At 59.9% G+C, this 25,824-nt stretch carries 22 protein-coding genes and 2 pseudogenes; 12 read left to right on the top strand and 12 right to left on the bottom strand.

Annotated features, from left to right (window positions below; all coding sequences use genetic code 11):
* The first annotated feature begins 4 nt into the window (after positions 1 to 4).
* A complete protein-coding gene (locus tag AC1Q6I_RS25505) occupies positions 5 to 2,161 on the top strand; it encodes a lipase family protein (RefSeq protein ID WP_102624329.1) in 2,157 nt (718 codons plus the stop codon).
* An 8-nt stretch (positions 2,162 to 2,169) separates the two neighbouring features.
* Here AC1Q6I_RS25505 and codA read toward each other — a convergent pair whose 3' ends face one another.
* The 6 genes from codA to AC1Q6I_RS25475 form a co-directional block, all read right to left on the bottom strand.
* Positions 2,170 to 3,405, bottom strand: a complete 1,236-nt coding sequence (gene codA, locus AC1Q6I_RS25500; protein ID WP_024074458.1) for a cytosine deaminase — start codon at positions 3,403 to 3,405, stop codon at positions 2,170 to 2,172.
* A 26-nt stretch (positions 3,406 to 3,431) separates the two neighbouring features.
* Complete coding sequence (locus AC1Q6I_RS25495) at positions 3,432 to 4,637, bottom strand: PucR family transcriptional regulator (protein WP_024074459.1); 1,206 nt, start codon at positions 4,635 to 4,637, stop codon at positions 3,432 to 3,434.
* Complete coding sequence (gene codB, locus AC1Q6I_RS25490; protein WP_024074460.1) at positions 4,634 to 5,902, bottom strand: cytosine permease; 1,269 nt, start codon at positions 5,900 to 5,902, stop codon at positions 4,634 to 4,636. The genes AC1Q6I_RS25495 and codB overlap by 4 nt, the downstream gene beginning before the upstream one ends.
* Positions 5,903 to 6,094: 192 nt before the next feature.
* Positions 6,095 to 6,718 (bottom strand): NUDIX hydrolase, encoded by a 624-nt coding sequence (locus AC1Q6I_RS25485; protein ID WP_024074461.1) that lies wholly within the window; start codon positions 6,716 to 6,718, stop codon positions 6,095 to 6,097.
* Positions 6,719 to 6,924: 206 nt separating this feature from the next.
* Positions 6,925 to 7,281: a 6-carboxytetrahydropterin synthase QueD gene (gene queD, locus AC1Q6I_RS25480; protein ID WP_048729689.1), complete on the bottom strand. Its 357-nt coding sequence runs from the start codon at positions 7,279 to 7,281 to the stop codon at positions 6,925 to 6,927.
* A 122-nt stretch (positions 7,282 to 7,403) separates the two neighbouring features.
* The gene (locus AC1Q6I_RS25475) at positions 7,404 to 8,483 is read right to left on the bottom strand and encodes a patatin-like phospholipase domain-containing protein (protein ID WP_102624336.1); all 1,080 of its coding nucleotides are present in this window, start codon (positions 8,481 to 8,483) and stop codon (positions 7,404 to 7,406) included.
* Between the two features lie 210 nt (positions 8,484 to 8,693).
* On the opposite strand from AC1Q6I_RS25475, the gene AC1Q6I_RS25470 reads away from it, so the two are divergent.
* The 4 genes from AC1Q6I_RS25470 to AC1Q6I_RS25455 are packed head-to-tail and all read left to right on the top strand — an operon-like array spanning position 8,694 to position 11,291.
* Entirely contained in the window at positions 8,694 to 8,996 is a 303-nt protein-coding gene (locus AC1Q6I_RS25470) for a PepSY domain-containing protein (RefSeq protein WP_024074464.1), read from the top strand.
* Positions 8,996 to 9,307 carry a PepSY domain-containing protein gene (locus AC1Q6I_RS25465; RefSeq protein WP_024074465.1) on the top strand — a complete coding sequence of 104 codons (312 nt, stop codon included), beginning with the start codon at positions 8,996 to 8,998 and terminating at the stop codon, positions 9,305 to 9,307. The genes AC1Q6I_RS25470 and AC1Q6I_RS25465 overlap by 1 nt, the downstream gene beginning before the upstream one ends.
* Positions 9,307 to 9,975: a response regulator transcription factor gene (locus tag AC1Q6I_RS25460; RefSeq protein ID WP_069075642.1), complete on the top strand. Its 669-nt coding sequence runs from the start codon at positions 9,307 to 9,309 to the stop codon at positions 9,973 to 9,975. The genes AC1Q6I_RS25465 and AC1Q6I_RS25460 overlap by 1 nt, the downstream gene beginning before the upstream one ends.
* Positions 9,972 to 11,291, top strand: coding sequence for a sensor histidine kinase (locus tag AC1Q6I_RS25455; RefSeq protein ID WP_024074467.1), 1,320 nt, complete (start codon positions 9,972 to 9,974; stop codon positions 11,289 to 11,291). The genes AC1Q6I_RS25460 and AC1Q6I_RS25455 overlap by 4 nt, the downstream gene beginning before the upstream one ends.
* 325 nt (positions 11,292 to 11,616) lie before the next feature.
* Here the strand turns inward: AC1Q6I_RS25455 and AC1Q6I_RS25450 are convergent.
* A pseudogene (locus AC1Q6I_RS25450) lies at positions 11,617 to 12,126 on the bottom strand (methyl-accepting chemotaxis protein); the annotation flags it as partial.
* A gap of 348 nt (positions 12,127 to 12,474) precedes the next feature.
* A pseudogene (locus tag AC1Q6I_RS25445) lies at positions 12,475 to 13,545 on the bottom strand (cache domain-containing protein); the annotation flags it as partial.
* Positions 13,546 to 14,004: 459 nt separating this feature from the next.
* Between AC1Q6I_RS25445 and AC1Q6I_RS25440 the strand changes: the two are divergent.
* The gene (locus AC1Q6I_RS25440; RefSeq protein WP_162163605.1) at positions 14,005 to 15,324 is read left to right on the top strand and encodes a Na+/H+ antiporter family protein; all 1,320 of its coding nucleotides are present in this window, start codon (positions 14,005 to 14,007) and stop codon (positions 15,322 to 15,324) included.
* 162 nt (positions 15,325 to 15,486) lie between these two features.
* Positions 15,487 to 17,166 (top strand): methyl-accepting chemotaxis protein CtpM, encoded by a 1,680-nt coding sequence (gene ctpM, locus AC1Q6I_RS25435; protein ID WP_024074470.1) that lies wholly within the window; start codon positions 15,487 to 15,489, stop codon positions 17,164 to 17,166.
* Between the two features lie 4 nt (positions 17,167 to 17,170).
* On the opposite strand, the gene trhP is transcribed toward ctpM, so the two are convergent.
* Entirely contained in the window at positions 17,171 to 18,493 is a 1,323-nt protein-coding gene (gene trhP, locus AC1Q6I_RS25430) for a prephenate-dependent tRNA uridine(34) hydroxylase TrhP (RefSeq protein WP_069075644.1), read from the bottom strand.
* Between the two features lie 410 nt (positions 18,494 to 18,903).
* Between trhP and AC1Q6I_RS25425 the strand changes: the two genes are divergently transcribed.
* The 4 genes from AC1Q6I_RS25425 (at position 18,904) to AC1Q6I_RS25410 (ending at position 23,619) form a co-directional block, all read left to right on the top strand.
* Complete coding sequence (locus AC1Q6I_RS25425; RefSeq protein WP_146015762.1) at positions 18,904 to 19,752, top strand: hypothetical protein; 849 nt, start codon at positions 18,904 to 18,906, stop codon at positions 19,750 to 19,752.
* 83 nt (positions 19,753 to 19,835) lie between these two features.
* The gene (locus tag AC1Q6I_RS25420; RefSeq protein ID WP_069075646.1) at positions 19,836 to 20,210 is read left to right on the top strand and encodes a DUF6152 family protein; all 375 of its coding nucleotides are present in this window, start codon (positions 19,836 to 19,838) and stop codon (positions 20,208 to 20,210) included.
* 546 nt (positions 20,211 to 20,756) lie between these two features.
* On the top strand, positions 20,757 to 22,094 hold the full coding sequence (locus AC1Q6I_RS25415; RefSeq protein WP_102624331.1) for an alginate export family protein: 1,338 nt from the start codon (positions 20,757 to 20,759) through the stop codon (positions 22,092 to 22,094).
* Between the two features lie 457 nt (positions 22,095 to 22,551).
* Entirely contained in the window at positions 22,552 to 23,619 is a 1,068-nt protein-coding gene (locus AC1Q6I_RS25410; RefSeq protein WP_024074472.1) for an AI-2E family transporter, read from the top strand.
* Between the two features lie 3 nt (positions 23,620 to 23,622).
* Here AC1Q6I_RS25410 and AC1Q6I_RS25405 read toward each other — a convergent pair whose 3' ends face one another.
* The 3 genes from AC1Q6I_RS25405 to AC1Q6I_RS25395 all read right to left on the bottom strand — a co-directional run bounded on the left by AC1Q6I_RS25405 (position 23,623) and on the right by AC1Q6I_RS25395 (position 24,699).
* Entirely contained in the window at positions 23,623 to 23,805 is a 183-nt protein-coding gene (locus AC1Q6I_RS25405; protein WP_102624332.1) for a hypothetical protein, read from the bottom strand.
* Between the two features lie 91 nt (positions 23,806 to 23,896).
* Positions 23,897 to 24,091, bottom strand: coding sequence for a hypothetical protein (locus AC1Q6I_RS25400; RefSeq protein ID WP_024074474.1), 195 nt, complete (start codon positions 24,089 to 24,091; stop codon positions 23,897 to 23,899).
* Between the two features lie 233 nt (positions 24,092 to 24,324).
* Positions 24,325 to 24,699 (bottom strand): hypothetical protein, encoded by a 375-nt coding sequence (locus tag AC1Q6I_RS25395; protein WP_041160888.1) that lies wholly within the window; start codon positions 24,697 to 24,699, stop codon positions 24,325 to 24,327.
* A 156-nt stretch (positions 24,700 to 24,855) separates the two neighbouring features.
* On the opposite strand from AC1Q6I_RS25395, the gene AC1Q6I_RS25390 reads away from it, so the two are divergent.
* Complete coding sequence (locus tag AC1Q6I_RS25390) at positions 24,856 to 25,674, top strand: shikimate 5-dehydrogenase (protein ID WP_102624333.1); 819 nt, start codon at positions 24,856 to 24,858, stop codon at positions 25,672 to 25,674.
* Positions 25,675 to 25,824 lie beyond the last annotated feature (150 nt).

The raw sequence follows: 25,824 nt of genomic DNA, 5'->3' as shown, positions 1-25,824 counted from the left end.
ATTGATGAAGCTGGACGCATGGAAGCAACCTTTTTTCAATGACAAGATGCTGGCTTGCTCAATGCGAGGACATTGGGTGAGTTTTTGTCTGGTAGATGAAGCGGGTAGTGGGAAGGCATACGGCGGCCTTTCATTCACGGCCTACGACAGTACAGGGTGCCAATACGAAGGCAGATTGGACGGTGAGGGATTCGCAAAACTGCAGGACTTCTACTGTGGTCCGGTGATTCTCCTGTTAGATGAACGATATTCTGGAACAGAAGAACCCTACGCTCGGCTGAGCAAGCGCCTGACCTACAAGCTGCCTATCACTGAACTTCAAACTCGGGCCGAGCAATCACACTTTTCCAACGCTGATGGTCGGCGCATTGATGGCAATCCAGCGCGGCAACAAGCGGATAGGTTTTATCAGGTTGAAGTGAGTGACTTGGTTCGTCATATCGCTCATTTACCGGCGGTGGTATCTACGGCCTGCCGCCCACAGCCCCACGCGCTGAAAATGATGGCTGATCTGGGATTTGGTCCGCCTCAGCCGACGCTGTCGGGTATCGTACTGTTCCCCAATCAACATAGTGTATTGGAGGTTCGGCCATTGCGGGCCTTGCGTCCGCTGCTTTCCATCGATGACCGGTTTTGTGCCTTGAACCTTTACCAGTTGGCGCTGATGTCTGCGCTGAGTTATTGCGATTTTGGTCAACACCCTGCTGAACGGCCAGTTGATCAAGTCAAGTTCCCGTTCGATCCCTCTGTTGGAAATCTATTTGCCGACAAGTTGTCTGGGTACCGAGAAGCCTGGCGAATTGATCCCGAACAGGCACAGCGTTTTTATCCTGTTTATGAGGATGTGCCTTACTCCAAGCGCTTCGAGATCTTGCCCTTTGATCCTGAGTTGTATCCACAAAACCGTCCGGAACTGAAGGACGATCAGGAACACCCGGCACGCATGCACTTTTTTGATGATGAGGCGTTTGGTACTGACACCCAGGCTTTTATCACGCATCACGATGAGGTGATCTTGATCGCTGTGCGAGGTACCTACAGTCATACCGATGTACTACGTGACGCCAACGCCCATCAGGTTGTTTTCGCCGACGGTGTAGGCAAGGTGCACGAGGGGTTTTATCTGGCTTACCGGGCAATGCGTGATTTTGTATTGCGCTATCTCGACCAGTTTTACGAAGGACAACGAATCGTTATATGTGGTCACAGCCTGGGCGGCGCTATCGCGTTGCTGCTTTCGGAAGGACTGCGCCGTGTGCCGGAGGTCAACTACGATGTCCTCCTCTACACCTACGGCGCCCCCCGCGCCGCCGATTCCAAATTCACCGACGGTGCCTCAGCCCTGGTCCACCACCGCATCGTCAACCATAACGATCCCGTCCCCAGTGTTCCCGCGCCCTGGATGAACACTACCGCCAAACTCTGGATCCCCGGCGCCGTGACGTTATTCAGTGCCCCTACGCCCGGGGGCCTGTTGTTCGCCGCTGGCCTGGTGCGGGTTGGTGGCAATCCCTACCAACATCATGGCGAACAGCAGCACTTCATGCCGATCACATTGGAGGATGGCACGCAGGCGTCGGTGTTGTGGAAACCCGGTTGTGAGTCCATCCAGGAGGCCGCCTGCAATCGTGCGTTGCAACTGCACGGCGATATGCCCGACCGCGACAACTTGCTCAAACAGCTGTTCCAGGCCGACCAGCATTTCATGACCGCCAGCTACATCCCCGCCGCCTGGGCCACGCTGCGCCGCTGGCAGCACACCCTGGAGAGCCAGGGGCCTTTGGTCACACCGAGGGAATACGCGTTGCTCGACCATGCGCTGGAGACCATGCGCCAACAATTGCGCGACAAGAACCGCGAGCTTGAGCAGCGGCGTCCGCCGAACCAGCGTGGCCAGGCCCATGAGCACAATCAGGCTCTCAATGCCGAAATCGACCGCTTGAACACCAGCCGCGAGCGGCTGCACAGCCTGCGCTGGCGCCGTCTCGAGGTCCGTGACGTGTATGGCAGTCATAGTCACTCCGCCAGCCTGCAACCGAGTCTCAAGCGTTGGTTCAGCCACCGAGAAAACCGTGAGCGTTCGCCGGTAGCGAGTGTCCCGTCCCCCGTTCATGGTGACCGGGGGAGGGTGCACTCGCTGGATATCGACTCGATCGTTTAGCCCACTCTTTACAGGAACTCGACCTGCGCCGGCCGCCGCTTCATCAACACCTTGCCATGGCGGATCGAATACAGCGGCAGGCCCTGGCTGCGAATCACCTCATAATCGCTGTCGGCCGACAGGATCAACAGGTTGGCCGGCCGCCCAGGCTCCAGGCCGTAGCGCTCGCCCAGGGCCATGGCTTTGGCGCTGTTGTCGGTGACCAGGTCCAGGGCACTTTGCAGGTTACGGTAGCCGAGCATATGGCAAATGTGCAGGCCGGCTTCCAGCACGCGCAGGATGTTGCCGTTGCCCAACGGGTACCAGGGATCGACGATGGAGTCCTGGCCGAAGCACACGTTCATGCCGGCTTCGAGCAGTTCGTTGACGCGGGTGACGCCACGGCGTTTCGGGAAACTGTCGAAGCGGCCTTGCAGGTGAATGCTTTCGGTGGGGCAGGAGACGAAGCTGATCCCGGAATGCCCCAGCAGGCGAAACAGTTTGGCGCAGTAGGCGTTGTCATAGGATCCCATGGCCGTGGTGTGGCTGGCAGTGACGCGGGCACCCATGTCACGGCTGCGGGCTTCCTCGGCGAGGACTTCAAGGAAGCGCGAGTGTGGGTCGTCGGTTTCGTCGCAGTGCACGTCCACCAGGCAGCCGGTACGTTCGGCCAGGTCCATGAGGAACTTCACCGAACTCACCCCTTGGTCACGGGTGTATTCGAAGTGCGGGATGCCACCGATCACGTCGGCGCCCAGGCGAATGGCTTCTTCCATCAGTTCGCGACCATTGCGGTAGGACTCGATGCCCTCCTGGGGAAAGGCGACGATTTGCAGGTCGATCAGGTGCGTGCTTTCTTCACGCACTTGCAGCATGGCCTTGAGCGCCGTGAGGTCCGGGTCGGTGACGTCGACATGGGTGCGAACATGCTGGATGCCATGGGCGGCGAGGGCCTGGATGGTTTTCTTGGCGCGCGTGCGGGTGTCTTCCTCGGTGATGGTGGCCTTGCGCTCGCCCCAGCACTCGATGCCTTCGAACAGGGTGCCGCTCATGTTCCAGCGCGGCTCTCCGGCAGTCAGGGTGGCGTCGAGGTGAATATGCGGTTCGACGAACGGTGGCGTCACCAGGTTACCGGCAGCGTCCAGGTCGTCGGGCCCTGCAGTTGGCGACCCCGTTTGCGCAGTGATACTGGCGATCCGGCCATGTTCCAGGTGCAGATCATGCAGGCCTTCACGGTGGCGCAGGCGGGCGTTGATGATGTGCATGGGCAAGTTCCTCTTGGCTAAAACAATCAGGCAGACAGCCGCCAGATCATCAGGGCGATACCGATGTCCAGGCGGTCGTATGAATTATCCAGCGTCAGCCCGCACAGGGCTTCGATGCGCTGGACACGGTGCGTCAGGGTATTACGGTGAACGGCCAGGCGCTGGGCGGCGGCCACAAGGTTACCATTCTCATGAAACCAGGCTTCCAGGGTCGGCATCAGGCTTGGGCCATGATGCCGGTCATGGCGCAGTAACGGGCCCAGGCGCTCATTGAGAAACTGATCGAGCAGCGCGCGATCACGAACACCGCTGAGCAGTTTCAGCACGCCCAGTTCGTCGTACACGCACAGCCCGGCGCGCTCGCTGAAGCGTCGCGCGGCGGTCAACGCCTGGCGTGCTTCCTCCTGTGCCAGGGCCAGGCGCGCAGGCGGGTGGGCGGCGGCGCTCAGGCCGATAAACACTTTCAGGGGCGCCAGGCGCAGGTTCAATGGCTTCAACCAACTGGCCAACTGCTCGCGGTTGGCCAAGGCGGCAACGGCATCCGCGGCCGGCAGCAACAACGTCCATTGCCCGGCCCTCCCGAGGACGGGTATCGACGCCGAATACTGACGCAGGCGCCGAGTAATGCTTTCGTGTTGCCGAGCCAACTGCGCTTCCATGTGCCCGGCATCGCCCTGGGTAAACAATGCGTCGCTGCCCTCCAGCTGTAATTGCACCACTTGCCAATGCCCTGCCAGCGACAGGCCCAGTTGGGCGGCGCGGTGCAGCAGGAGGTCCAGGGATTGAAAGTCGCCGGCCAGCAAGCGTTCCAGCACATCGTGCCGCGAACGCCCCAGTTGTTCGGACTGGATCAGCGCCGAGCCGATCGCCTGGGTCACCAACACCATTTTCAACGAGTAGGGCTGCTCGATCAGGGGCAGGCCAGCGGCTTCGGCGGCGTCCAGCAAGCGCTGGGGGATCACCTGGATATAGGCGGGGCCGGTCAGGATCACCAACCCGGCCACTTGGCGCTGACAGGCTTCGTCCAGCAGTTGCAGGAGGTTGGCCTCATCCCGGGGGTGGTTGATACCGGTGACGAACACCAGTTCACCGCCGAGCACCCATTCGGCGATCCCAGTGTTTTCGGCCACATACGGCCAGCGCACCACGTTATCCAGGCCGGCCGAGCCGGCGCGCAGGCGCATGGACTCCAGGCCCGGTAGGGCCAGCACATCGGCAAGGGTCAGGCTCATGCCTGGGCGTCAGCCAATGGCGTGCGCACACGCAGGACGGCGGTGAGCACCACGTAGGTCAGCGACGCCGCCACAATCCCCACCAGCGGCGCGACCCAGGGTGAGTTGAATGCCAGCAACGTACCCACGGCGTACGCCACCAGGCCCGGCCAGTTGAACGCGGGCAGGCGCGCCTCTGCCAGGCGCGGGTACTGGCCGCGATAGCGATAGAAGAAGTCCGCCATGATCACGCCGCCGATGGGCGGGATCACCGTGCCGAGCAGGATCAGGTAAGGCACCAGCAGGTCGTACATGCCCAGCAGGGCGAGCAGGGTGCCGATCACCGCACCGGCGAGGGTCACGGTCTTGCGGCGTCGGGTGCGCAGCAGGTTGCAACCGGCGACGGCGAAGTTATAGATGGTGTTGTCCTGGGTGCTCCAGATGTTGAGCAACAGCATGGCCATCGCCGCCATGGCAAAACCTTGCAGCAGCAAGACTTCCACCACATCCGGTTGCTGATAGACGATGGCCCCATAGGCGCCGATCAATACCATCAGGCCATTGCCGACAAAGAAGCCGATCAGGCTGGCCAGTACCGCGACCTTGGCCGAGCGGGAAAACCGTGTCCAGTTGGTGGCCTGGGTCGCGCCGCTGACAAAGGTGCCGAACACCAGGGTGATCGCCGTGGACAAGTCCAGCGTACCGCTCGGCACCACCGCCAGCAGGCCGTCCAGCCCGCCGACCTTGACGGTCGCCACCCACATCGACAGAAACAGCAGAATGCCCATGGCCGGCACCGCGATGTACGACAGAATCTCCAACCCTCGATAGCCCACATAGGCCGTGGCGCAGAACACCAGGCCAAACAGCACCATCAGCGCCAGCACACTGCCCTGGCTCAGCTCGAAGTATTTGCCCAGCACCACGGCGGCCGTGGCGGTGCCCCAGGCATACCAGCCGATCTGGGTGAAACCGAGGATCAAGTCACTGAGCTTGCTGCCCACTTCGCCAAAACAGAAGCGTCCCATCAGCACTGAATTCAGCCCACTCTTGAAGGCGATGTAACCCAGGCCGGCGGCGTAGATGCCCAACAGCAGGTTACCCAAGGCCACGACGCCGAGCATGTCGATGAAACTGAAGGCCACCCCCAGCTTGCCGCCGGCAAACATGGTTGCGGTAAAAAACGTGAAACCCAGCAGCACCATGGCGGTCGACGCCAGCCCCTTGCGCGCATGCATGGGGACTTCGCTGAGGGGGTAATCGTTGCCTGGATCTTGCTGCGTCATGTGCCTTGCTCCCTGAATGAGTGACGCAGGCCTATTGCACCGCGCGTGCCACATTCGCCGCAGTGAAGGACGCATGGCGGGCGTTGTGCAGTGTGCACAGTATTTATAGCCAATCAGGGGGGCGCGCGCGGGCAGGAGTGTTCTGTGTGCCCAATCGGGCACGAAAGCGGTGCAGCGGTGATACAAATTGGATCAGTCGAACAGGGTCTGGGTGGTCTCGCCGCGATGAAAGGCAAACGCCGCTTCCAGATCACTTTCAATGGTGCGGCCACGGGACAGTGGCGGCAGGTTGTCCAGGGCGAAAAAACCCACCTCGGTGGTTTCAAAACCCGCCGCGGGTGCCAGTTGGTCGACCCGCTCACAGAGGAAATACAGCTTGTAGAAGTCCCGCACATCCGGCCGGTACAACCCCTTGGCCTTGTGCGTCACGCTGTACAGCGCGCGTGCGGTCACGGTCAGCCCGGCTTCCTCGCGAATTTCCTTGATGATGTTTTCTGCCGCCGACAAGCCGATATCGGCGTAGCCCCCTGGCAGGGCCCAGCAACCATCGGTCAACTCGCGCACCAGCAGGATCTTGTCACCCTCGATCACCGCGCCGCGCACATCGATCATCGGCGTGGAATAGCGCTGGGCAAAATCGCTCACCAACCCGGTGATGCGCTCCAGCGGCACATTGCCCAGTTGTGCGAGCATGCTATGGGCAATTTCGGCAATTTCTTCCAGACGCTCGCGCTCGAAATCGTCGGTGCAAAAATGCAGCCCGGTGGAAGCCAGTGCCTGCAAGCGTTTGGCCTGGGCCAGCCAGATGTTTTCCATACGAACCTCGTGGGTGACTGAACAGGGGCAGGTCCAAGCCTGTAATACCGGGCATAAAAAAACACCGCAAGGGTGATGCGGGTCAAGCAAGGGATAGAGCGGATCACCGCTAACCTGTGGCGAAGGGGCAAACGCCCTCGCCACAGTGACCGTGTTCTTCCTTGGCTGACTGGCATTACCGCCAGGGTGTTTTGTACCGCATGGGTTTATTCACCGCGATAGATGCAGCCGCTGGTGCAGGTCTCATGGATGCGAATGGCGCTGAGCTCCGGCAGCAGGGGTTTGAGTTCGGCCCAGATCCACTTGGCCAGTACTTCGCTGGTCGGGTTTTCGAGGCCCGGGATGTCGTTCAGGTAGTTGTGGTCGAGGCGTTCGTAGAGCGGCTTGAAAATCGCCTTGATCTCCGAGAAGTCGCGAATCCAGCCTGTATGAGGGTCCAGGTCGCCGCTCAGGTGGATCGCCACCTTGAACGAATGCCCATGCAGGCGCCCGCACTTGTGGCCTTCCGGTACATGGGGCAGGCGGTGGGCGGACTCGAATGTAAATTCCTTGAAGATTTCCACAGTATTTTTCGGCTCGGTCAGGTTTCTGGCAGGCGGCGAGTTTAACAGCTACATCACACGTCGCGCATACCGTCCCTCTGCAGGCGCGAACAGGCTCGCTCCTCCAGGAGAAAGGCGTTGGGTCAAAGGGCTTGCAAGCGCTCGCCTAATCCACCGTTATCGGCCAATGCCAGAAACTCATCGCCCAATCGCTGACTCTCGCTCATCGCGGTCTGCCAGTACCGGTTACGACTCGGGTCATCCCCCATGAAGCGCTTGAAATCGCTGCGATCCGGCAGTTTGCCGTGGGGCAAGCGGGCCAGGTAGTCCTTGGACGGCGCCAGCAGCAACACATCCTGCAAGCCTTGTGGGTTGCTGCGCCGCCACGGCAGGCCCTTGTCGAACCAGCCGGGGATGACCCGGTCGGTGAAGTGCGGGTACAGCACGATGTCGTCGCCGTGGTAGGGCAGGTCCAGGTGATAGTCCAGCAGGCCGCCGTCGCGGTAGGTGCCGGCACCCGCTCCGGGCAGGTCGCGCACGCCTTGCATCACCATGGGGATCGAGCCGGAGGCCAGCAGCGCCTGGCGCAGGTTGCCCAGGTCCAGGGTGAGGAAGCGCGACGGAAAATCCTTCAACGGATGCACTGGCGGCGCCTGGCGGGGGTCGTGGACGATCAGTCGTTCGAAATGCCGCGACAGCCGCGCGCGGCTACGCAGGTTGTCGGCAATCACCGACGACAGGCCGAGGCCAAGACGCCCGCGATGGTCATCGGCGAGCAGGCCGTGGCTCTTGACGACCATGATGTTCAATCGATAGTTGGGGGTGTCCAGCACCTGGGCATCACGTCCGGCCAGCAGGTCATCGAGCATACGCTGGCAGCTCTGGCTGACGTCGGCCATGGTGACGCCCTTGGCAAAGCGTTGTTCGTTGTACAGTCGGCCGAGGTCGAGCAAGCCTTGCACCGGGTCGGGCAGGCAGGCACTGGCAAAGCGCCAGGAGCCGATCGACGCGCCGATCAGCGCGCGTTCCCGGGGCGCGCGGGGCAGCCAGTCGCCGAACAGGGCCAGGTCCAGGCCCTGGATGCCCAAGGCTTTAGGGCCGCCGGCCGCGCCGGGGAGGGTGCCGACGTCGGCCGGCTGCAGGCCCTGTTCGCGAATGCGGGTGAACGCACGTTTACCGGCCTTGAGCGTCAGGGCGGGAAACTTGATATGGATGGCTGTCATACCGGTCTCTGTTGAGGCAAGTTCAGGGGCGAGGTTGCTCGCGAAAACGTCAACGATAACGCGTGAATCCTGGATACACACGATGCTGGCGAAATCTTTGTGACCGCGTTTGCGCATACTCGTAATTGCCATGGTGGCAATTCAGTTTCAGTTAAGTTGCAGCCGTTACCGTGACTTGCGTAGGAAAACATCGTGTAACGGAGACTTATCATGAAGCGCCTCACAGCTCTGGTCGCCGCCGCTATCATCACGTCCACGGCGACCCAGGCTGGAGCCGTGGACCCTGACAAGCCACTGACCGTGCCCGCCACTGTTACAATTGTCGCCTTTGATCAACTGGACGCCACCGCCCTGGCCCTGCATCCCGGCTCAACGCTGTTGGACACCGATCTGGATGAGGCCTATGGCAAGTACATCTATGAAGTCGAACTGGAAGATGCCCACGGTATCGAATGGGACGTTGAATTGGACGCGCTCACCGGGCAAGTTCTCAAGAATCATCAGGATACGTAATGAAGGTATATCGACGTGCCACGGGTTTGGCGGTGCTGGTGCTCCTGGCATTCTGCTCAAGCCTGTCGGCCCGTGACCTCAACCAGGATGAAGCCTTGGCGCTACGCCAGCAGGGCGTGATCCTGCCGCTGGAGCAACTGTTGCAGCAGGCCATGGCGCGGCACCCCGGCTCGCGGTTGCTGGAGGCGGAACTTGAGAAAAAACATGGCCAGTACGCGTATGAAGTGGAACTGGTGACCACCGAAGGCGTGGTGCGCGAGATTAAACTCGACGCCACGACCGGTGCGCTGATCAAAGACGAGGAAGACTGATGCGCCTGCTGCTGGTGGAAGACAACGTACCCCTGGCCGATGAACTGCTGGCTGGGCTGCAACGCCAGGGCTATGCGGTCGATTGGCTGGCGGATGGGCGCGACGCGGTGTATCAGGGCCGCAGCGAGCCCTATGACCTGATCATCCTCGACCTCGGCCTGCCTGGCTTGCCGGGGCTGGAAGTGCTGGCGCAATGGCGCGCAGCCGCGCTGGCCACCCCGGTGCTGGTGCTCACCGCCCGGGATTCCTGGGCCGAGCGCATCGAGGGGCTCAAGGCCGGCGCCGACGATTACCTGAGCAAACCCTTTCACCCTGAAGAACTGCACCTGCGCATCCAGGCGTTGTTGCGCCGTTCCCATGGCCAGGCCAACCAGCCCACCCTGCAAGCTGCCGGCCTGCATCTGGACGAGGGCCGTCAGTGTGTGTTGCGCGACGGCGAGGAAATCCAGCTGACCGCCGCTGAATTCCGCCTGTTGCGTTATTTCATGCTGCACCCGGAACAGATCCTGTCGAAAAGCCATCTGGCCGAGCATCTTTATGACGGCGAGACCGAGCGCGACTCCAATGTGCTGGAAGTCCACGTCAACCATCTGCGCCGCAAGCTGGGGCGCAGCGTGATCGAAACCCGGCGCGGCCAGGGCTACCGGTTTGGCGCCAGCCCTGCATGAAGTCGATCCAGCGACGCCTGAGCCTGGGGCTGATCAGCGTGATGGTGATCGTCGGCGTGGTACTCGCGCAAACCAGCCTGTGGTTGTTCGAGGCCGGTTTGCAGCGTTACCTGGAAGCTGGCTTGCGTAACGACAGCGAGAACCTGCTGGTGGCGCTGGTGCGCGGGCCCAACGGCGTGCAGTTGGATGAGCACCGCCTGTCGCCGGCGTATCAACGGCCGTTCTCCGGGCATTATTTTCGTATCGATTTTGCCGACATTCACTGGCGCTCCCGCTCACTGTGGGACCAGGAACTGCCCCGACTCCCCGAGACCGGGCTCAAGGGCAACCTGCAACTGGGGCCGGAGGGCCAGCAGCTGCTGGTACTACGCTCGGACTACAAGCGCTTTGGCCAAGCGATTTCGATCAGCGTGGCCCAGGACTACACACCGGTGCGCGAAAGCTTCCGACTGATGCGCCAAATCGGCCTGGTGCTGGGGCTGGCGGCGCTGCTGCTGGTGCTGATCCTGCAACGAGTCACCGTGCGCCGGGCGTTGCGCCCCCTGGAAACCGCGCGCAACCAGATCGCCCAATTGCAACAGGGCCAGCGTTCCCAGCTCGACACCCAGGTGCCGCTGGAACTGGAGCCGCTGGTGGCGCAGATCAACCACCTGCTGGCTCACACTGAAGACAGCCTCAAGCGCTCGCGCAACGCCCTGGGCAACCTGGGGCATGCACTGAAAACCCCGTTGGCGGTGCTGCTGAGTGCGGCCTCCAGCGAGGCGCTCAAGGACCACCCCGAGTTGCGCAAATTGCTGCGTGACCAGTTGGAGCAGGTGCAGCAACGCCTCAATCGTGAACTCAACCGTGCGCGCCTGGCCGGCGAAACCCTGCCGGGCGCCTTGTTTGATTGTGAAAAAGAACTGCCCGGCCTGCTGGCCACGTTGAACATGATCCACGGCGACCACCTGGACCTGAGCCACCACGTCGCCCCGGGCCTGCAACTGCCGTGGGATCGCGAAGACCTGCTGGAGCTGCTCGGCAACCTGCTGGACAACGCGTGCAAATGGGCGGATGCCGAAGTGCGCGTCAGCGTCAGCGAGACGCCACACAGCTACCTGCTGACGGTGGAGGATGACGGCCCTGGCATTCCCGAGACCCAGCGCGACGAAGTGTTCAGCCGTGGTACACGTCTCGATGAGCAGACGGACGGCCATGGCCTGGGCCTCGGGATCGTGCGGGATATCGTCGAGGTGTGGGGCGGGGTGTTGCAGTTGCAGGAGAGCGAGTTGGGCGGCTTGAAGGCGTTGATCGAATTACCCAAGCGCCATGGCTGACATACCTTAGATAAAAATGTGGGAGCGGGCTTGTTGTGGTGAGCAGGCTTGTTGTGGCGAGCGGGCTTGTCCCGCGTTGGGCTGCGCAGCGGCCCCAAAACCTGGCGATTTAATATGCCTGGATAAACGCGGTGGCTTTATTGGGGCTGCTGCGCAGCCCAACGCGGGACAAGCCCGCTCGCCACAACAAGCCCGCTCGCCACAAGGCCACTCACCACAACAAGCTCACTTACCAGCCCACTCACCCTAGAGGTCACAGTCGGCTGTGAGACAGCGCCACGTCGACGAGGGTGTGGGGCCTCTCACATTGGACTGCCTTCGACCCTCAGACGCGGAACTGGTCCATCAACCCCTGCTGCTGGTTGGCCAGGCTGTTCAGCGCCTGGCTGACCCGCGCCGATTCATTGGCTTGCTCCGACAGCGACTCGGTGACATCGCGGATCGTTGCCACATTGCTATTGATCTCTTCGGCCACCGCACTTTGCTCTTCGGCGGCGCTGGCGATTTGCAGGTTCATGTCGCTGATCACCGTCACCGCGTCGCCGATCTGGCGCAGTGCGGTGACCGCTTCGCCCACTTGTTCGACGCTGCCCTGGGCCTGGCGATAGCTGTTGCCCATGGCGCCGACCACGTCGGTGGTGCCGCTTTGCAGCTGTTCGATCACCAGGCGGGTTTCTTCCACTGACTCCTGGGTCCGTCGCGCCAGGTTGCGCACTTCGTCAGCCACTACGGCAAAGCCACGGCCTGCCTCACCGGCGCGGGCAGCTTCGATGGCAGCGTTAAGGGCCAGCAGGTTGGTTTGCTCGGCAATGCCGCGAATCACTTCCAGCACCGAACCAATCTGCTCGCTGTTGGCCGCCAGGCCTTCGACCTGGGTCATGGCCGTGCTCATGTCCGCGGCCAGGAGCCCGATGTTGGTGGTGGTGCGGTCGATTACCGTCAGACCGTCGCGGGTTGCCTGGTCGGCATCCCGCGCCGCTTGGGCCGCCTGGGCCGCGCTGCGGGCGACGTCCTGGGCGGTGGCGCTCATTTCATGGGAGGCGGTGGCCACCTGGTCGACCTGGCGGTATTGCTGTTCCATGCCGGCGCTGGTTTGGCTGGCAATCGCGGCGGATTGGTCGGCGGTGCCACGGGCGTCCTGTACCGAGCGTTTGACCTCGGCAATGATCGGTTGCAGCTTGTCGAGGAAGCGGTTGAACCAGCCGGCCAGTTGGCCCAGTTCGTCTGGCTTGTCATAAGCCAGGCGACGGGTCAGGTCGCCTTCGCCGCTGGCGATGTCTTCCAGCATGTGCGCCACACCGAGGATCGGTCGGGTCACGCTGCGCGCCATCAGCCACACTAGGATCAGGCCGATCACGGCGGCCAGCAGGCCCAGGCCCAGTTCCAGCAGGGTGCCGCGGGTGTTATCGGCATCCATCTGCGCCTTCAGTGCTTCTGCCGGCCCCACCAGGACTTTTTCCGGCACATCCAGTAACACTCCCCACGACTTGCCACCGGGAATCGGCGCGAACGGCGCCAGGACCTTCAGTCGATGGTCGGTGCGCAGGCTGCTGATTTGCGTACTGCCGGCCAGGGCGCTGGTCAGTTGTGCGCCGTTGGCGCTGTCGACCTGCTCAAGGCGCTGGCTGAGCTTGCTGGCGTCCGGGCTATAGCCGGCAAGCAGGCCGGTGGGGCTGAGGATGCTGACCTGGGTCTGCCCGTCATACAGCTTCTCGCTGGCCCGTTGGCTGATGCTCTGCAGGCTGTTGAGGTTGATGTCCACCGACAACGAGGCGATGACTTTGCCGTTGACCATCAGCGGGAAGACGATGCTGGTCATCAGCACGTTCTGCCCGTCGATCCGATAAAAATAGGGTTCGATCACGCACGGCTTGAGGGTGGTGCGTGGGCAGGTGAACCAGGCGTTGGCTTTTTCACCGCTTGGGCCGACGGATGTGTCGGTCATGTCGCTTTCGGGCAGCGGCATCGACGTCAGTTTGCCCGGCGTCGGTTGCGACCAGTACAGGGCGAACCGGCCCTTGTCGTTGCTGCCCAGCTCTGCCTGGTTGGCGAACAGTTCGTCCTTGCCGTCCAGCGCATTGGCTTCGAACACCAGGGACAGGCCCAACAGGTCCGGGTTGGCCTGCAGTGCAGCCTTGACCTGGCGGGTCAGGTCTTCGCGGGTGTCGAAGGCGTCGAGGAAGCGTTTCTCGGCCTGTTCGCGCAGGAACAGCACCTGGCGGGAAAAACCGTGGCCGTACTGGTAGGCGTCCATGAACTGCTGGCGAATACCCAGCGCCTGCACGTCCCCTTGCGCCTCGATACGCGCCTGGGCGGCTTCATCGAGCATCTGCATGCTCGAAACCTTGACCTGTTCGGAGCTGTGCTCCATGCGATACAGCGACAGACCTACCAGCAGGGTCACGATCCCCAACAGGCAAAGGCCGGCGAGCAGGGTGATTTTCCATTGAATGGAGAGCTGTCTGAGGGACATCGCGGAGCATCCTTAACCTGAAAACACAAAGAACCCCTGTATCGACCGCTGCAAGTTTTTCTTTATTCAAACGTTCAATTTAAATCTCGCAGCGGCGTCGTTTTTTGACATGCGGCCCCGCCTGCTGCAAAGTGCGCGCCCTCTAATAAGACCTCCTTGAAGCCTGCATGCTGGCCGCCATTACCGTGGCCGCACGCGTGGGCATGCCTGTTTTTATGTTTCTGTCTTGAGGTAACCATGATTAACGCAGTCATCGCCGCGGTCGGCACCATGCTGGTGCTCAGCCTGTCCCGCGTGCATGTGGTCATTGCCATCATTGTCGGCGCCCTGGTGGGTGGCCTGACTGGCGGCCTGGGCATCGAGGCCACTCTCCAGGCCTTCAATGGTGGGCTGGGCGGTGGCGCGACCGTGGCGTTGTCCTACGCATTGCTCGGCGCTTTTGCGGTGGCCATTGCCAAGTCCGGCCTGGCCCATGCCCTGGCGGACAAGGCGTTGATGTTGGTGGACCGCCAGGAAGCCACGGGCGGCAGTCATGTCAAATGGGTGTTGATCGGCCTGTTGTGGGGGGTAGCAATTGCTTCGCAGAACATCTTGCCCATCCATATCGCTTTTATCCCACTGCTGGTGCCACCGCTGCTCTACGTGTTGACCAAGCTGCAACTGGATCGCCGCCTGATCGCCTGTGTGATGACCTTCGGCCTGATCACGCCGTACATGTTCCTGCCGGTAGGGTTCGGCAATATCTTCCTCAACCAGATCCTGCTGGCCAACGTGGCCAAGAGCGGCGTGGACATCAGCCAGGTCAATGTCACCCATGCCATGGGGCTGCCGGCGTTAGGCATGGTGGTTGGCCTGCTGGTGGCGGTGTTTATCAGCTATCGCAAGAAACGCGTGTATGACCTGGAGAAAATCGAGCGGGTCGAGCAAGTGGCGGTGCAGTACAACCCGCTGACCCTGCTGGTGGCGGGTGTGGCGATTGCCTCGGCGTTCATTATTCAGCTGTGGCTGGATTCGATGATCATCGGCGCCCTGGCGGGGTTCCTGATTTTCTCGGTGTCGGGCATCGTGCGCTGGCGCGAGACCGACGATTTGTTCACCGAAGGCATGAAGATGATGGCCATGATCGGCTTCATCATGATTGCCTCGTCGGGTTTTGCCGAAGTGCTCAAGGCCACCGGCGACGTGCGCTCCCTGGTGGAAGCCTCGGCGGCGTTTATCGGGCATAGCCGTGGGGTTGGGGCGTTGTTGATGTTGCTGGTGGGCCTTCTGGTGACCATGGGGATCGGTTCGTCGTTCTCCACCGTGCCGATCCTGGCGGCGATTTTCGTGCCGCTGTGCGTGCAATTGGGCTTCAGCCCGCTGGCCATAGTATGCATCGTCGGCACGGCCGGCGCCCTCGGCGATGCCGGCTCGCCTGCTTCGGACTCCACCCTGGGCCCGACTTCCGGCCTGAATATCGACGGCCAGCACCACCATATCTGGGACACCGTGGTGCCGACATTTCTGCATTACAACATCCCGCTGCTGGCGTTTGGCTGGCTGGCCGCCATGATCCTCTGACCGGCATGTTGCACCGCCCTGGCTCGCGAAGAACGTCAACGATAACGCGGCAAACCTGACACCCTGCGGTGCTCAGGTTTTTCGTGAGCACGCTCGCTCCTACAGATATTTCTCAATTGGCCGCTAACCTCTTTAAGTCGCCACTAATAAGAGAGAAAAGCCATGCGTCTGAGTTTGAAGGCCAAAGTCCTGTCCCTCGCCGTCGTGCCGGTGCTCTTGTTTGCCCTGGTGATCAGCCTTACCACCGTGTCGATCCTCCAGGGGCAAGCGCGTAACGAGGTGGATGAAACCCGCCAGCGCCTGCTCAACGACGCCAAGGCCACCCTGAAAAGTTATGTAGAAGTGGCCATGACCACCATCAAGCCGCTCTACGACGCGGCGGCCCCCGGCGATACGGCGGCGCGCGCCGAGGTGGTCAAGCTGCTGTCCAGCACCAGCTACGGCAAGGACGGTTACTTCTTTGGCTACGACTCCGAGACCATCCGCCTGTTCAAGGGCAACAGCCCGGACGGCGTGGGCAAGAGCTTCAAGGACAACCGTGACCCCAACGGCGTCTACGTCAACCGCGACCTGGTCAAGGTCGGCAAGGATGGCACCCACTACCTGCAATACAGTTCGACCCAACCGGGCCAGACCGAACTGGTACCCAAGATGGGCTACACCGAATACCTGCCCAAATGGGACATGGTGATCGGCACGTCGGTCAACCTGGACGGCATTGAAGCCCAGGTGGCGGTGGTCGAGGCCAAGGTGGAAAAACGCATGGAAGGCGTATTGCTGAGCATCCTCGGCGTGGCCGTGGTGGTGTTGCTGGTGATCGCCGCCGTGGGCGTGGTGCTGGCCAATACCATCCTGCGTCCACTGCACCTGATGAAAGCCAACCTCGACGACATCGCCGCCGGCGAAGGCGACCTGACCCGCCGCCTGGCCATCACCAGCCAGGATGAACTGGGCGACCTGGCTGGGGCGTTCAATCGGTTTGTCGACAAGATCCACGGCCTGGTGCGCCAGATCACCGAAATGACCGCGCAACTCACCGGCCTGGTCAGCCAGGTGTCCGAGCAGGCCCAGCGTTCAGAACAGGCCATGGAGCGCCAGCGCCACGAGACCGACCAGGTGGCCACGGCGATCAACCAGATGTCTTCCGCTGCGCAAGAAGTGGCGCGCAGTGCCCAAGGTGCCTCCGTGGCCGCGCAACAGACCGACGCCGAAGGCCAGGCCGCCAAGCGCGTGGTGGACGGCAGCATCGCGCAAATCCATGCGCTGGTGAACGATATCCGCAGCAGCGGCGTGTCCCTCGACAGCTTGAAGCAGGATGTATCGTCGATTGTCAGCGTACTGAGTGTCATCCGCTCGATTGCCGAGCAGACCAACCTGTTGGCCCTCAATGCCGCCATTGAAGCCGCCCGGGCCGGGGAGGCCGGGCGGGGTTTCGCCGTAGTCGCCGACGAGGTGCGCGCGCTGGCCAGCCGTACCCAGACCAGCACCCAGGAAATCCAGGGCATGATCGACCGCCTGCAAAAAGGCACCGAGGCCGCTGTCGATGCCATGCGCCGCTCCAGCGATGCCGGTGACGGCACTTCGGCCCAGGCCAACGAAGCCGGGGCGTCACTCGACACCATGGCGCAGTTGATCGGCACCATCAATTCGATGAACGCGCAGATCGCCAGCGCCGCTGAAGAGCAAACGGCAGTGGCCGAAGAGATCAATCGCAGCGTGCATCAGATTGCCGTGGCTGTGGACAGCGTGGCCGATGAAACCCAATTGGGCGCCCAGACGTCGCGCAGCCTGGCTGATCTGGGCCAGCGCCTGGGGCAATTGGTCGGTCAGTTCAGGATCTGAGCGGCTACACGATGTCGCGCATCAACAGGCCGTAGCGCAAATCCATCTCGGCTGGCAGGGGGACATACACTGTGTGTCCATCCCCCGGTGCCACCTCAATAGCCTCGCCCTTGGCGTTATGCAACGTGGCCAGGTCGAAGTGAAAGTTGCCGGCGGGGGTCATCAGTTCCAGGTGATTGCCCACCGCAAAGCGGTTTTTCACCTTGACCTCGGCCAACTCGCCACGGCGCTCGCCGGTCAACTCCCCGACAAACTGCTGGCGTTCGGAAACCGAGCTGCCGTTCTGGTAGTTCTGGTATTCGTCATGGACATGACGGCGCAGGAAACCTTCGGTGTAGCCGCGCTGGGCCAGGGACTCCAGGTTGGTCATCAGGCTACGGTCGAATTCACGCCCGGCCACCGCATCGTCGATGGCCTGGCGGTACACCTGGGTGGTGCGCGCGCAGTAGAAGTGGGACTTGGTGCGGCCTTCGATCTTCAGTGAGTGCACGCCCATATGGGTCAGGCGCTCCACGTGCTGTACGGCGCGCAGGTCCTTGGCGTTCATGATGTAGGTGCCGTGTTCGTCCTCGAAGGCGGGCATGTGTTCGTCGGGGCGATTGGCTTCTTGCAACAGGAACACCTGGTCGGTCGGTGCGCCGATACCCAGGGTTGGCTCGGGCTGATATTCCTGGACGATATCGCCGGTGGCATTTTCCACTGCGGGCGTGGCCTGGTATTTCCAGCGGCACGCGTTGGTGCAGGTGCCCTGGTTGGCGTCGCGCTTGTTCATATAACCCGAGAGCAGGCAACGCCCGGAATAGGCCATGCACAACGCACCGTGCACAAACACCTCCAGCTCCATGGCCGGCACTTGCTGGCGGATTTCGCCGATTTCTTCCAGGGACAACTCCCGCGACAGGATCACGCGGCAGATGCCCTGCTGTTGCCAGAACTCCACGCTGGCCCAGTTCACGGTGTTGGCCTGCACCGACAGGTGGATCGGCATCATCGGGAAATGCCGGCGCACCAGCATGATCAGCCCCGGGTCGGACATGATCAGCGCATCCGGGCCCATGGCGATCACCGGGGCGAGGTCCTTGAGGAAGGTCTTGAGCTTGGCGTTGTGCGGCGCGATGTTCACCACCACGTAGAAACGCTTGCCCAGCGCGTGGGCTTCCTGGATGCCCAGGGCCAGGTTGGCGTGGTCGAATTCATTGTTGCGCACTCGCAGGCTGTAGCGCGGCTGGCCGGCATAGACCGCATCGGCGCCGTAGGCGAAGGCGTAGCGCATGTTTTTCAGGGTGCCAGCGGGGGCGAGCAGTTCGGGAGCGAGGATAGGTGGCATGGTCGGCACTTGGGGCAAAAGTGCGGCAGGGTAGTGCAAGCCGGCGAAGGCTTTATTGATCTGGGTCTACGCTCGTAACCTTTGATCGTTTTTGACCACGCCTTGCATAGTTGCGCGGCAGGCTCGCGCATTCAGGTGCAGCGCAGCATCGGCAAAGGTCATCTGCTCGGGCATAAGCGGCTGTATTCCACCAGGAAGGGTGGGCCTGCTTCAGGTTTCCCTATGGCGTCGGAGACCGCTTATTGCAACAGCATCCGAAATGCCGATTTGGGTTAATCATGTTCCTTGGCCCTCATTATCATTGGTTAAAGCTTGATCACTCCGTATGCAGAGGATTGGTACAAAGAGGGATGGGGGCCATTTCGCGAACTATCTACTTTTATAAACCATTGAAGGCACAGATAAAGCCTATGAACTTCAGGAAAATCCAGTTTTCGCATGTTGCAGTAGCACTCGCAACGTTGCTGACAGCAAGCACTTTTGCGTTATCGGCCACCGCTGCTGAAAAGAGCGCGCCTCCTGATCTCAGCGGCCTTTGGGTGGCTCCTGGCGCCGGACTCGATCCATCGAGTCGCGCTACTGGAGCAGAGGGTGACGACTCACTTGGCGAGGCACCGCCACCGCTCTTCGGTACCCTCCCTGAATATAAGGGCGTTTATCTCGAGAGCTTCAAGAAGCGCAATGGGGCATTGTCCAAACTGGGTGTCGGGTTCAAAACAACATGCAAGCCACTCGGCATGCCGACCATGATGTCCAGTTTGTACGCCGTAGAGATCTTGCAAACACCCAAGCAGATTAACTGGTCTCAGGAGCTCTACAAGGAGACCCGCAGAATCTACTTGGATGGACGCTCTCACCCCAATCCCGAAGAAGTCCCTCCAACGTTCAGCGGGAGTTCGCTTGGCCACTGGGAGGGCAAGGTACTGGTTGTAGAAACTACACAGGTTCGCCAGGAAACCACGCTAGGGGAGTTTGCCCAAGCTGAAGATGCGAAGGGCCATAGTCCACTCATGACCATCAAGGAGCGCATCTTCATCAATGGGGATGGGATGCTTCAGGTCGATACCGTGGTTGAAGATCCAGAGGCACTGGCCAAACCATGGAAGTTGGATCCGATCATCTTGATGCGCGCACCGAAGGGAACGGAGTTTCTTGAGTACATCTGTGACGACAACAACACTGAAACAATCGATCCGGCAACCGGTCGCGAAGTCACTAATATCCCTGAACGAAGCAGCCCGCCCTCGACTAATAAGTAAACAATCGATGGATGGCAAGTGAGTTCGCCTCCACGATACGGGGACTTTGGTCTGAGTGCGAATAATAATAAAGGAATCGTCAGTTGAATATTAAATCTACACTTCTTGGTTTGGCCCTGATTAGCGTGCCCGCGACTTTTGCGTTTGCTCATCATTCCTTCTCGGATTTTGACATGAGTAAAATGGTGGAAATCAGCGGCATCGTAGCGGAGGTTCAATATCGAAACCCGCATGTCTGGGTATTCGTTGATGTGGATAATCAGGGGCAGCCCCAAAGCTGGGCTGTTGAGGCCGGCGGCCCCAACATCCTGATGCGCCAAGGGTGGAAGGCGAACACGCTGAAGGCCGGCGATAAGGTAGATATACAGTTGGCCCCGATGAAAGATGAAACTAAAAGGGGGGGCGCGCTCCAAGCGATGCGCTTTCCTGACGGTAAAATCATCGGAGTGTGGAAATAGTCTCTGTGCTGCGGGCTGTTGAAATCTTCTTCGGTATGAAGGCCATATCATATCGGCGCCGATGTTGAGTCGGTTCCGATGCATCACGTCAGGGTTCTCGACGCATCATAAACAGCAAGGCATACACAGCCAGCCACCACTAAGCGACCGGACTCTCTAACGCGAGTCATCATGCCGGTGCATATCCTTATCATGAACGCCCATCCCTGATCGATATAGGGCACTCCCCACACGGGGTATTCCATATCGGTAATCTGAACGGTATTTCCAACGCTAACTTACTGCCCATTATCGGGCATTCGCCTTGATGCGCGCACTAATCTTGTGTGCCTTTATTATGGGGGGCTAAAAACTTTATCTGTGCCGCTATAAGTGCCGATTTGGGATATCAAATTAGCCTGATATCACATTAGCTTGATTGGCTGAAATATTTCCAGTTGAAAAATGCCCATCCATCACTTGTTGGCGGAAATAATCCGCCTCGGGTGGATTGAAGCAATGTGCACATGGCTGAACCACAGAAAAACATAATAAGAGGCAGGCACTATGCGCGCAGCAAGAAGTATACCTTTCGCTTCAGCCATGCTGATCTATTCGCTTTGCCAACAGGCGCAAGCTTACAAGTTATATAGTGAGAATGATGGTACAACCGTTCTGAATGCTGATCTGACGGGCGCGGTAGGTTTTTATAGCCTCAATAGAAACTATCTGGCCGATCCGGAAAAAAACCCAAGTCGAATGAACTGGCAAGAGGGTTTTATCAAGTATGGCTTTAGCGGTGCTACCGATAAAATACCTACAGGCTCGGTATACGGTGGTTTCAGCCTTATCAGTACAGGCTCTTTTGGGGATGGCGACCCCGGTGGCACGACTGCTGGCGACGAGCGTGCAACCACGGTCGAAGAGGCCTACGTCGGCTGGCGCTCAGGTGATATGTTTCCTGTGTTAGGTCAAGACGGCGTGGATTTATCCGTTGGCCGTCAGTTGGCCCCAACTCACAGTTTTATGATCGTGGAGGACGGCTTCTCACCCGGCAGTGCTTATAATCCAGACCCAAATCTGCCATACGGTTCGTTCAATCGCGGCGGCGCTTATAGTCTGGGAATGCGACTGGCATTTGGTAACACCGTCGTACTGCGTTTAGGTGGCGATGAAGGCCTGCATGGTAATCTGATGTGGATCAAATCGAATAACCGTGTCGAGGGTGAAGCTGAATTTGCAGTTGCCAACCTTGACTACACCACCGACTTCGGCACCATCGGCACCACCTATGTTCAAGGTCTCGATGTGAACAAGAAGTGGACCCAGGGCATTACTGCGGAGCGCGACAGCCTTAAGGCCTACAGCATTCGTGGCGAAAGTAGATTAGGCATTGAAAATGCTGATTTTGCTTTTGAAGTTGCCCGTCAGAATAACAAAGGTCGCATCGAAAGTGGGATGTTCTTTGATGTGGGCTATACCTTTGCTGACGCCTTCTGGAAACCCATGCTGAGCTTTCGGCAGTCGCGTTTCAGTAAAAACTGGGATCCGATCTTCCCGGGTGGCTACCGTAAGCGTGCCCCAGGTGAGGTCGCGTCAGGCTTTGCCGGCCCTACTACCAATAATTACAAAATCAACGACGTGTTCCTATCGATTAACCCCACTGATAATCTGTCCTTCAATGCTCAGTACTTCGTATACACTCAACTGACTGATCGCAATAGTGCGGACCGGGGAGGCAAGGAACTTGATCTTTCCGTGAATTGGATGGCTACCGAGAACATCATAGTTTCCCCACTGATTGGCTTCTTTAAACCTAATCGCTGGCTGGAGAATGGCGGCCTGCAAAATGGTGATGACTCCATCGCCACGTTACTGCAACTAACAGTGTGGTTCACTTATTAATTAGGTTGTGGACTGCGAGCACCCAGTGATGGCGCCGTTGCAGTCTTGAACGTGTAATGATCTTCGAGTCCCGCCTCGGTTTCCACGGCAGAAAAGTACGCACTTTAGATTGAAATCTGTAAAAGGTTCAGGACTCGGATTTCACGTAGCAATGTGCAAAAAAGGTATTTTCCTCCATCAGTATTCGAGCATTCTGGACAAACCGACTTTTTCAACACAATCGACCCCTAGCGCGTGGCGCATGTTTTTCAGGGTACCGACGGGGGCGAGCAGTTCGGGAACGAGGGTAGGCTGCATGGTCGGCACTTGGGACAAAAGTGCGGCGGGGTAGTGCAAGCTGGCGAAGGCTCTATTGGTCTGGGTCTACGCTTGTAACAAAGATGGCACTCGCAGGGTTCGCAGTGGACTAAGCATCAGGGCGCACACACGCGCCCTGCTTTTTTGACATGGATCGGACATGAACGCGACCAACCTGCAATTCAAAACCCTGTTGCTCTTACTGGTCCTGGTGACCATGGCCTTTATCTGGATTCTGTTGCCGTTCTACGGCGCGGTGTTCTGGGCGGTCATCCTCGGTATCATCTTTGCGCCCTTGCAGCGCCGGCTGCAGTTCAAATTTGGCTGGAATCGCAACCTCACGTCCCTGACGACTCTCACGGCCTGCCTGATCATCGCGATCCTGCCGGTGATCATCACCAGCGCGTTGTTGGTGCAGGAAGGGGCGACGCTGTACAAGAACATCGAGAGCGGCAAGTTGGACGTGGCCGGTTACATCGAACAGTTCAAGAACGTCCTGCCACCGTACTTCCAGCACCTGCTGGATCGCTTCGGCATGGGCAACCTGGAGGGCTTGCGCGAGAAAATCGTCAAGAGCGCGATGCAGGGCAGCCAATTCTTTGCCACCCAGGCGTTCAGCTTTGGCCAGGGCACGTTTGATTTCCTGGTGAGCTTTTTCATCATGCTGTACCTGCTGTTCTTCCTGCTGCGCGACGGCCCGGAGTTGGTGCGCAAGGTGCGTACCGCAGTGCCCTTGGCCGAACCGCAAAAGCGTCGCCTGCAACTCAAGTTCAACCGCGTGGTGCGTGCCACGGTCAAGGGCAACGTCCTGGTGGCCGTGACCCAAGGAGCGCTGGGCGGTTTGATTTTCTGGTTCCTGGATATCCCCAGTGCGTTGCTCTGGGCGGTATTGATGGCATTTCTATCGCTGCTGCCGGCCGTGGGCGCGGGGATCGTATGGGCGCCGGTTGCCGTGTATTTCCTGCTCAGCGGGGCGATCTGGCAGGGTGTGGTGCTGGGCTTGTTCGGCGTCTTTGTGATCGGCCTGGTGGATAACGTGCTGCGCCCGATCCTGGTGGGCAAGGACACCAAGATGCCCGATTACCTGATTCTGATCTCGACCCTGGGCGGCTTGTCAGTATTTGGCCTCAACGGGTTTGTGATCGGGCCGCTGGTAGCGGCATTGTTCATGTCCAGTTGGGCGCTATTTGTCGAAAGCAAGCCACGGGTCAAGCTGCCACTGCCCTGATTCTCAGGCGTGGAGCCGGACATGGGTCTCGTGTTGCAGTTGTTTTTCTGCGGCCGACAACGAGGTGAGCGGGCCGCTGATGGGCTCGCCATCACGGACCACATACCAGCAGGCAAGCAAGCCGGCCTTGCGAAGGGGCGCGGGGACGGCGCTACCGATAACGGACATGATCTGAACAGTGGGCATAAATACCTCCAATCGCTATGGAGGTCACCTTACGGGGTGCAGGCGTGCAGGAAAAATCACCTGGCTCGATAGTCGACATCAACGCCAGGCGTCAATCCACCACTTGATCGAGCATGCTCACGACTTCCTGCTCGCTGAGCAGGCCCTTGCGTACCAGGTTTTCCGTAAGCAATGCCAGGAACTTCGCGCTGCGGTGGCCTTCGAGGTGCTTGAGTTCAGTCAGGGCGCTATAGACCCTGCTGGACGTACAGAGGCCGGCGGTGCGGTGTGGGTTTTGTGTGGGCATGGTCAGTCGTCCTTGTTGTTTTGGGGTGGACTGGTTTAAGAGTGAGGGGGTGTCGTGACGTAAACATGACAGCGCGAGCCCCGGTCGGGCAAGTAGACTTTCGATCTGAATGATGTGGGATTGCTGCTTGGCCGTTGTCTTCAAAGCGACATTGGCCTCCCGAATCCAGCCTTTTTCGCCCGAAAAAAAGCCCCGCGTGTGGGCGAGGCCTGTTCAGGTGTGTCAATTCAAGCTTACCAGCCGCGGCCATAGTAGCCATGGGGCGGGCCGTAGTAACCGCGGGGAGGGCCGTAGTAGCCGCGTGGTGGGCCGTAATAGACGGGCGCCGGACGGTAGTAAACCTGTTGCTGCACATACACCGGTGGCGGCGGGGCGTAGTAGACCGGCGGCGGAGCGGCATACACCGGCTGCGGCTGGACGTACACCGGCTGCTGCACATAGACCTCACGCGGCTGGCTGGCAACGACGGAGCCGACGACGGCGGCACCGACAAGAGCACCCAAAACGGCCGGGCCACCCCAACCACCACCGTGGGCTGAGGCTTGGCCTGCCATAGCGAGTGCGCCGATAAGCAGGGCGATCTTGGGGAGTTTACGCATCATGGTCATTCCTCGGTTAGCCCCTGCGCTTGTGGTCTGCAATCAATAGACTCAAGGATTGTCGCGGGGATACTTTTAAGACAACGTATTTCTGAAAAACAGCACAGCCACTAGGTAAAGGTTGTGTAAGGTCTGTACCCATTTGCTTACTTAAAGGAGCTTGCGATGCAGATGCACCCCAACAAGGACACCCAATTGTGCATGTCACTGTCGGCGCGCCCTGGGAATTTTGGCCTGCGTTTTCATAACCATCTGTACGAGCAGTTGGGTTTGAACTTCTACTATAAAGCCTTCAGCAGCCAGGATTTGCCCGGTGCGATCGGCGGTATTCGCGCCCTGGGCATTCGCGGTTGCGGGGTGTCCATGCCGTTCAAGGAAGCCGCCATTGCCTTAGTGGACGAACTGGATGATTCGGTTCAAGCCATTGACTCCCTGAACACTATCGTCAACACCGACGGCCACCTCAAGGCCTACAACACCGACTACATCGCTATCGAACAACTGCTGAAAAAACACGGGGTGCCGCAGGATTCGACCTTTGCCCTGCGTGGCAGCGGCGGCATGGCCAAGGCCGTGGCCAGTGCCTTGCGTGACGGTGGCTATGCCCATGGTGTGATCGTGGCGCGCAATGAGGCGGCGGGGCGCAAATTGGCGCAGAACTTGGGGTATGAGTGGCGAGCCGACCTTGGCGAGTTGCGCCCGCAGATGCTGATTAACGTAACGCCGATCGGCATGACCGGCGGGGCCGAGGCGGACGCGTTGGCGTTTGAGGCGGATGCCGTTGATAAAGCCGAGACAGTGTTCGATGTGGTGGCGATCCCCGCCGAAACGCCGTTGATTGTGCGAGGGCGGGCCAAGGGCAAGCGGGTGATTACTGGCCTGGAAGTGATTGCGATCCAGGCGCTGGAGCAGTTCGTCCTGTACACCGGCATTCGACCGACTCAGGAACAGTTCGAAAAGGCCGTGGTGTTTGCCCGAAGCTGAAGAACGCTGGTGATCAAATGTGGGAGGGGGCTTGCCCCCGATGACGGTGTATCAGGCAATGAATGTATTGACCGAACCACTGAAGTGCGCCCCAAAAGCTGGACAGCTGTTGGTTAGGCTACAGCGGACCGGGTCCTGTACGCTACAGGG

Source organism: Pseudomonas sp. MPR-R2A5, from assembly GCF_058793055.1.
This window is presented reverse-complemented; position numbering and strand designations above follow the sequence as displayed.

What these genes read in the sequence shown, in the direction of transcription:
- AC1Q6I_RS25505 (WP_102624329.1), top strand. Translation starts at nt 5, where the DNA reads ATGAAGCTGGACGCATGGAAGCAACCTTTTTTCAATGACAAGATGCTG.
- codA (WP_024074458.1), bottom strand. Translation starts at nt 3,405, where the DNA reads ATGCACATCATCAACGCCCGCCTGCGCCACCGTGAAGGCCTGCATGAT.
- AC1Q6I_RS25495 (WP_024074459.1), bottom strand. Translation starts at nt 4,637, where the DNA reads ATGAGCCTGACCCTTGCCGATGTGCTGGCCCTACCGGGCCTGGAGTCC.
- codB (WP_024074460.1), bottom strand. Translation starts at nt 5,902, where the DNA reads ATGACGCAGCAAGATCCAGGCAACGATTACCCCCTCAGCGAAGTCCCC.
- AC1Q6I_RS25485 (WP_024074461.1), bottom strand. Translation starts at nt 6,718, where the DNA reads ATGGAAAACATCTGGCTGGCCCAGGCCAAACGCTTGCAGGCACTGGCT.
- AC1Q6I_RS25475 (WP_102624336.1), bottom strand. Translation starts at nt 8,483, where the DNA reads ATGACAGCCATCCATATCAAGTTTCCCGCCCTGACGCTCAAGGCCGGT.
- AC1Q6I_RS25470 (WP_024074464.1), top strand. Translation starts at nt 8,694, where the DNA reads ATGAAGCGCCTCACAGCTCTGGTCGCCGCCGCTATCATCACGTCCACG.
- AC1Q6I_RS25465 (WP_024074465.1), top strand. Translation starts at nt 8,996, where the DNA reads ATGAAGGTATATCGACGTGCCACGGGTTTGGCGGTGCTGGTGCTCCTG.
- AC1Q6I_RS25460 (WP_069075642.1), top strand. Translation starts at nt 9,307, where the DNA reads ATGCGCCTGCTGCTGGTGGAAGACAACGTACCCCTGGCCGATGAACTG.
- AC1Q6I_RS25455 (WP_024074467.1), top strand. Translation starts at nt 9,972, where the DNA reads ATGAAGTCGATCCAGCGACGCCTGAGCCTGGGGCTGATCAGCGTGATG.
- ctpM (WP_024074470.1), top strand. Translation starts at nt 15,487, where the DNA reads ATGCGTCTGAGTTTGAAGGCCAAAGTCCTGTCCCTCGCCGTCGTGCCG.
- trhP (WP_069075644.1), bottom strand. Translation starts at nt 18,493, where the DNA reads ATGCCACCTATCCTCGCTCCCGAACTGCTCGCCCCCGCTGGCACCCTG.
- AC1Q6I_RS25425 (WP_146015762.1), top strand. Translation starts at nt 18,904, where the DNA reads ATGAACTTCAGGAAAATCCAGTTTTCGCATGTTGCAGTAGCACTCGCA.
- AC1Q6I_RS25415 (WP_102624331.1), top strand. Translation starts at nt 20,757, where the DNA reads ATGCGCGCAGCAAGAAGTATACCTTTCGCTTCAGCCATGCTGATCTAT.
- AC1Q6I_RS25410 (WP_024074472.1), top strand. Translation starts at nt 22,552, where the DNA reads ATGAACGCGACCAACCTGCAATTCAAAACCCTGTTGCTCTTACTGGTC.
- AC1Q6I_RS25405 (WP_102624332.1), bottom strand. Translation starts at nt 23,805, where the DNA reads ATGCCCACTGTTCAGATCATGTCCGTTATCGGTAGCGCCGTCCCCGCG.
- AC1Q6I_RS25400 (WP_024074474.1), bottom strand. Translation starts at nt 24,091, where the DNA reads ATGCCCACACAAAACCCACACCGCACCGCCGGCCTCTGTACGTCCAGC.
- AC1Q6I_RS25395 (WP_041160888.1), bottom strand. Translation starts at nt 24,699, where the DNA reads ATGACCATGATGCGTAAACTCCCCAAGATCGCCCTGCTTATCGGCGCA.
- AC1Q6I_RS25390 (WP_102624333.1), top strand. Translation starts at nt 24,856, where the DNA reads ATGCAGATGCACCCCAACAAGGACACCCAATTGTGCATGTCACTGTCG.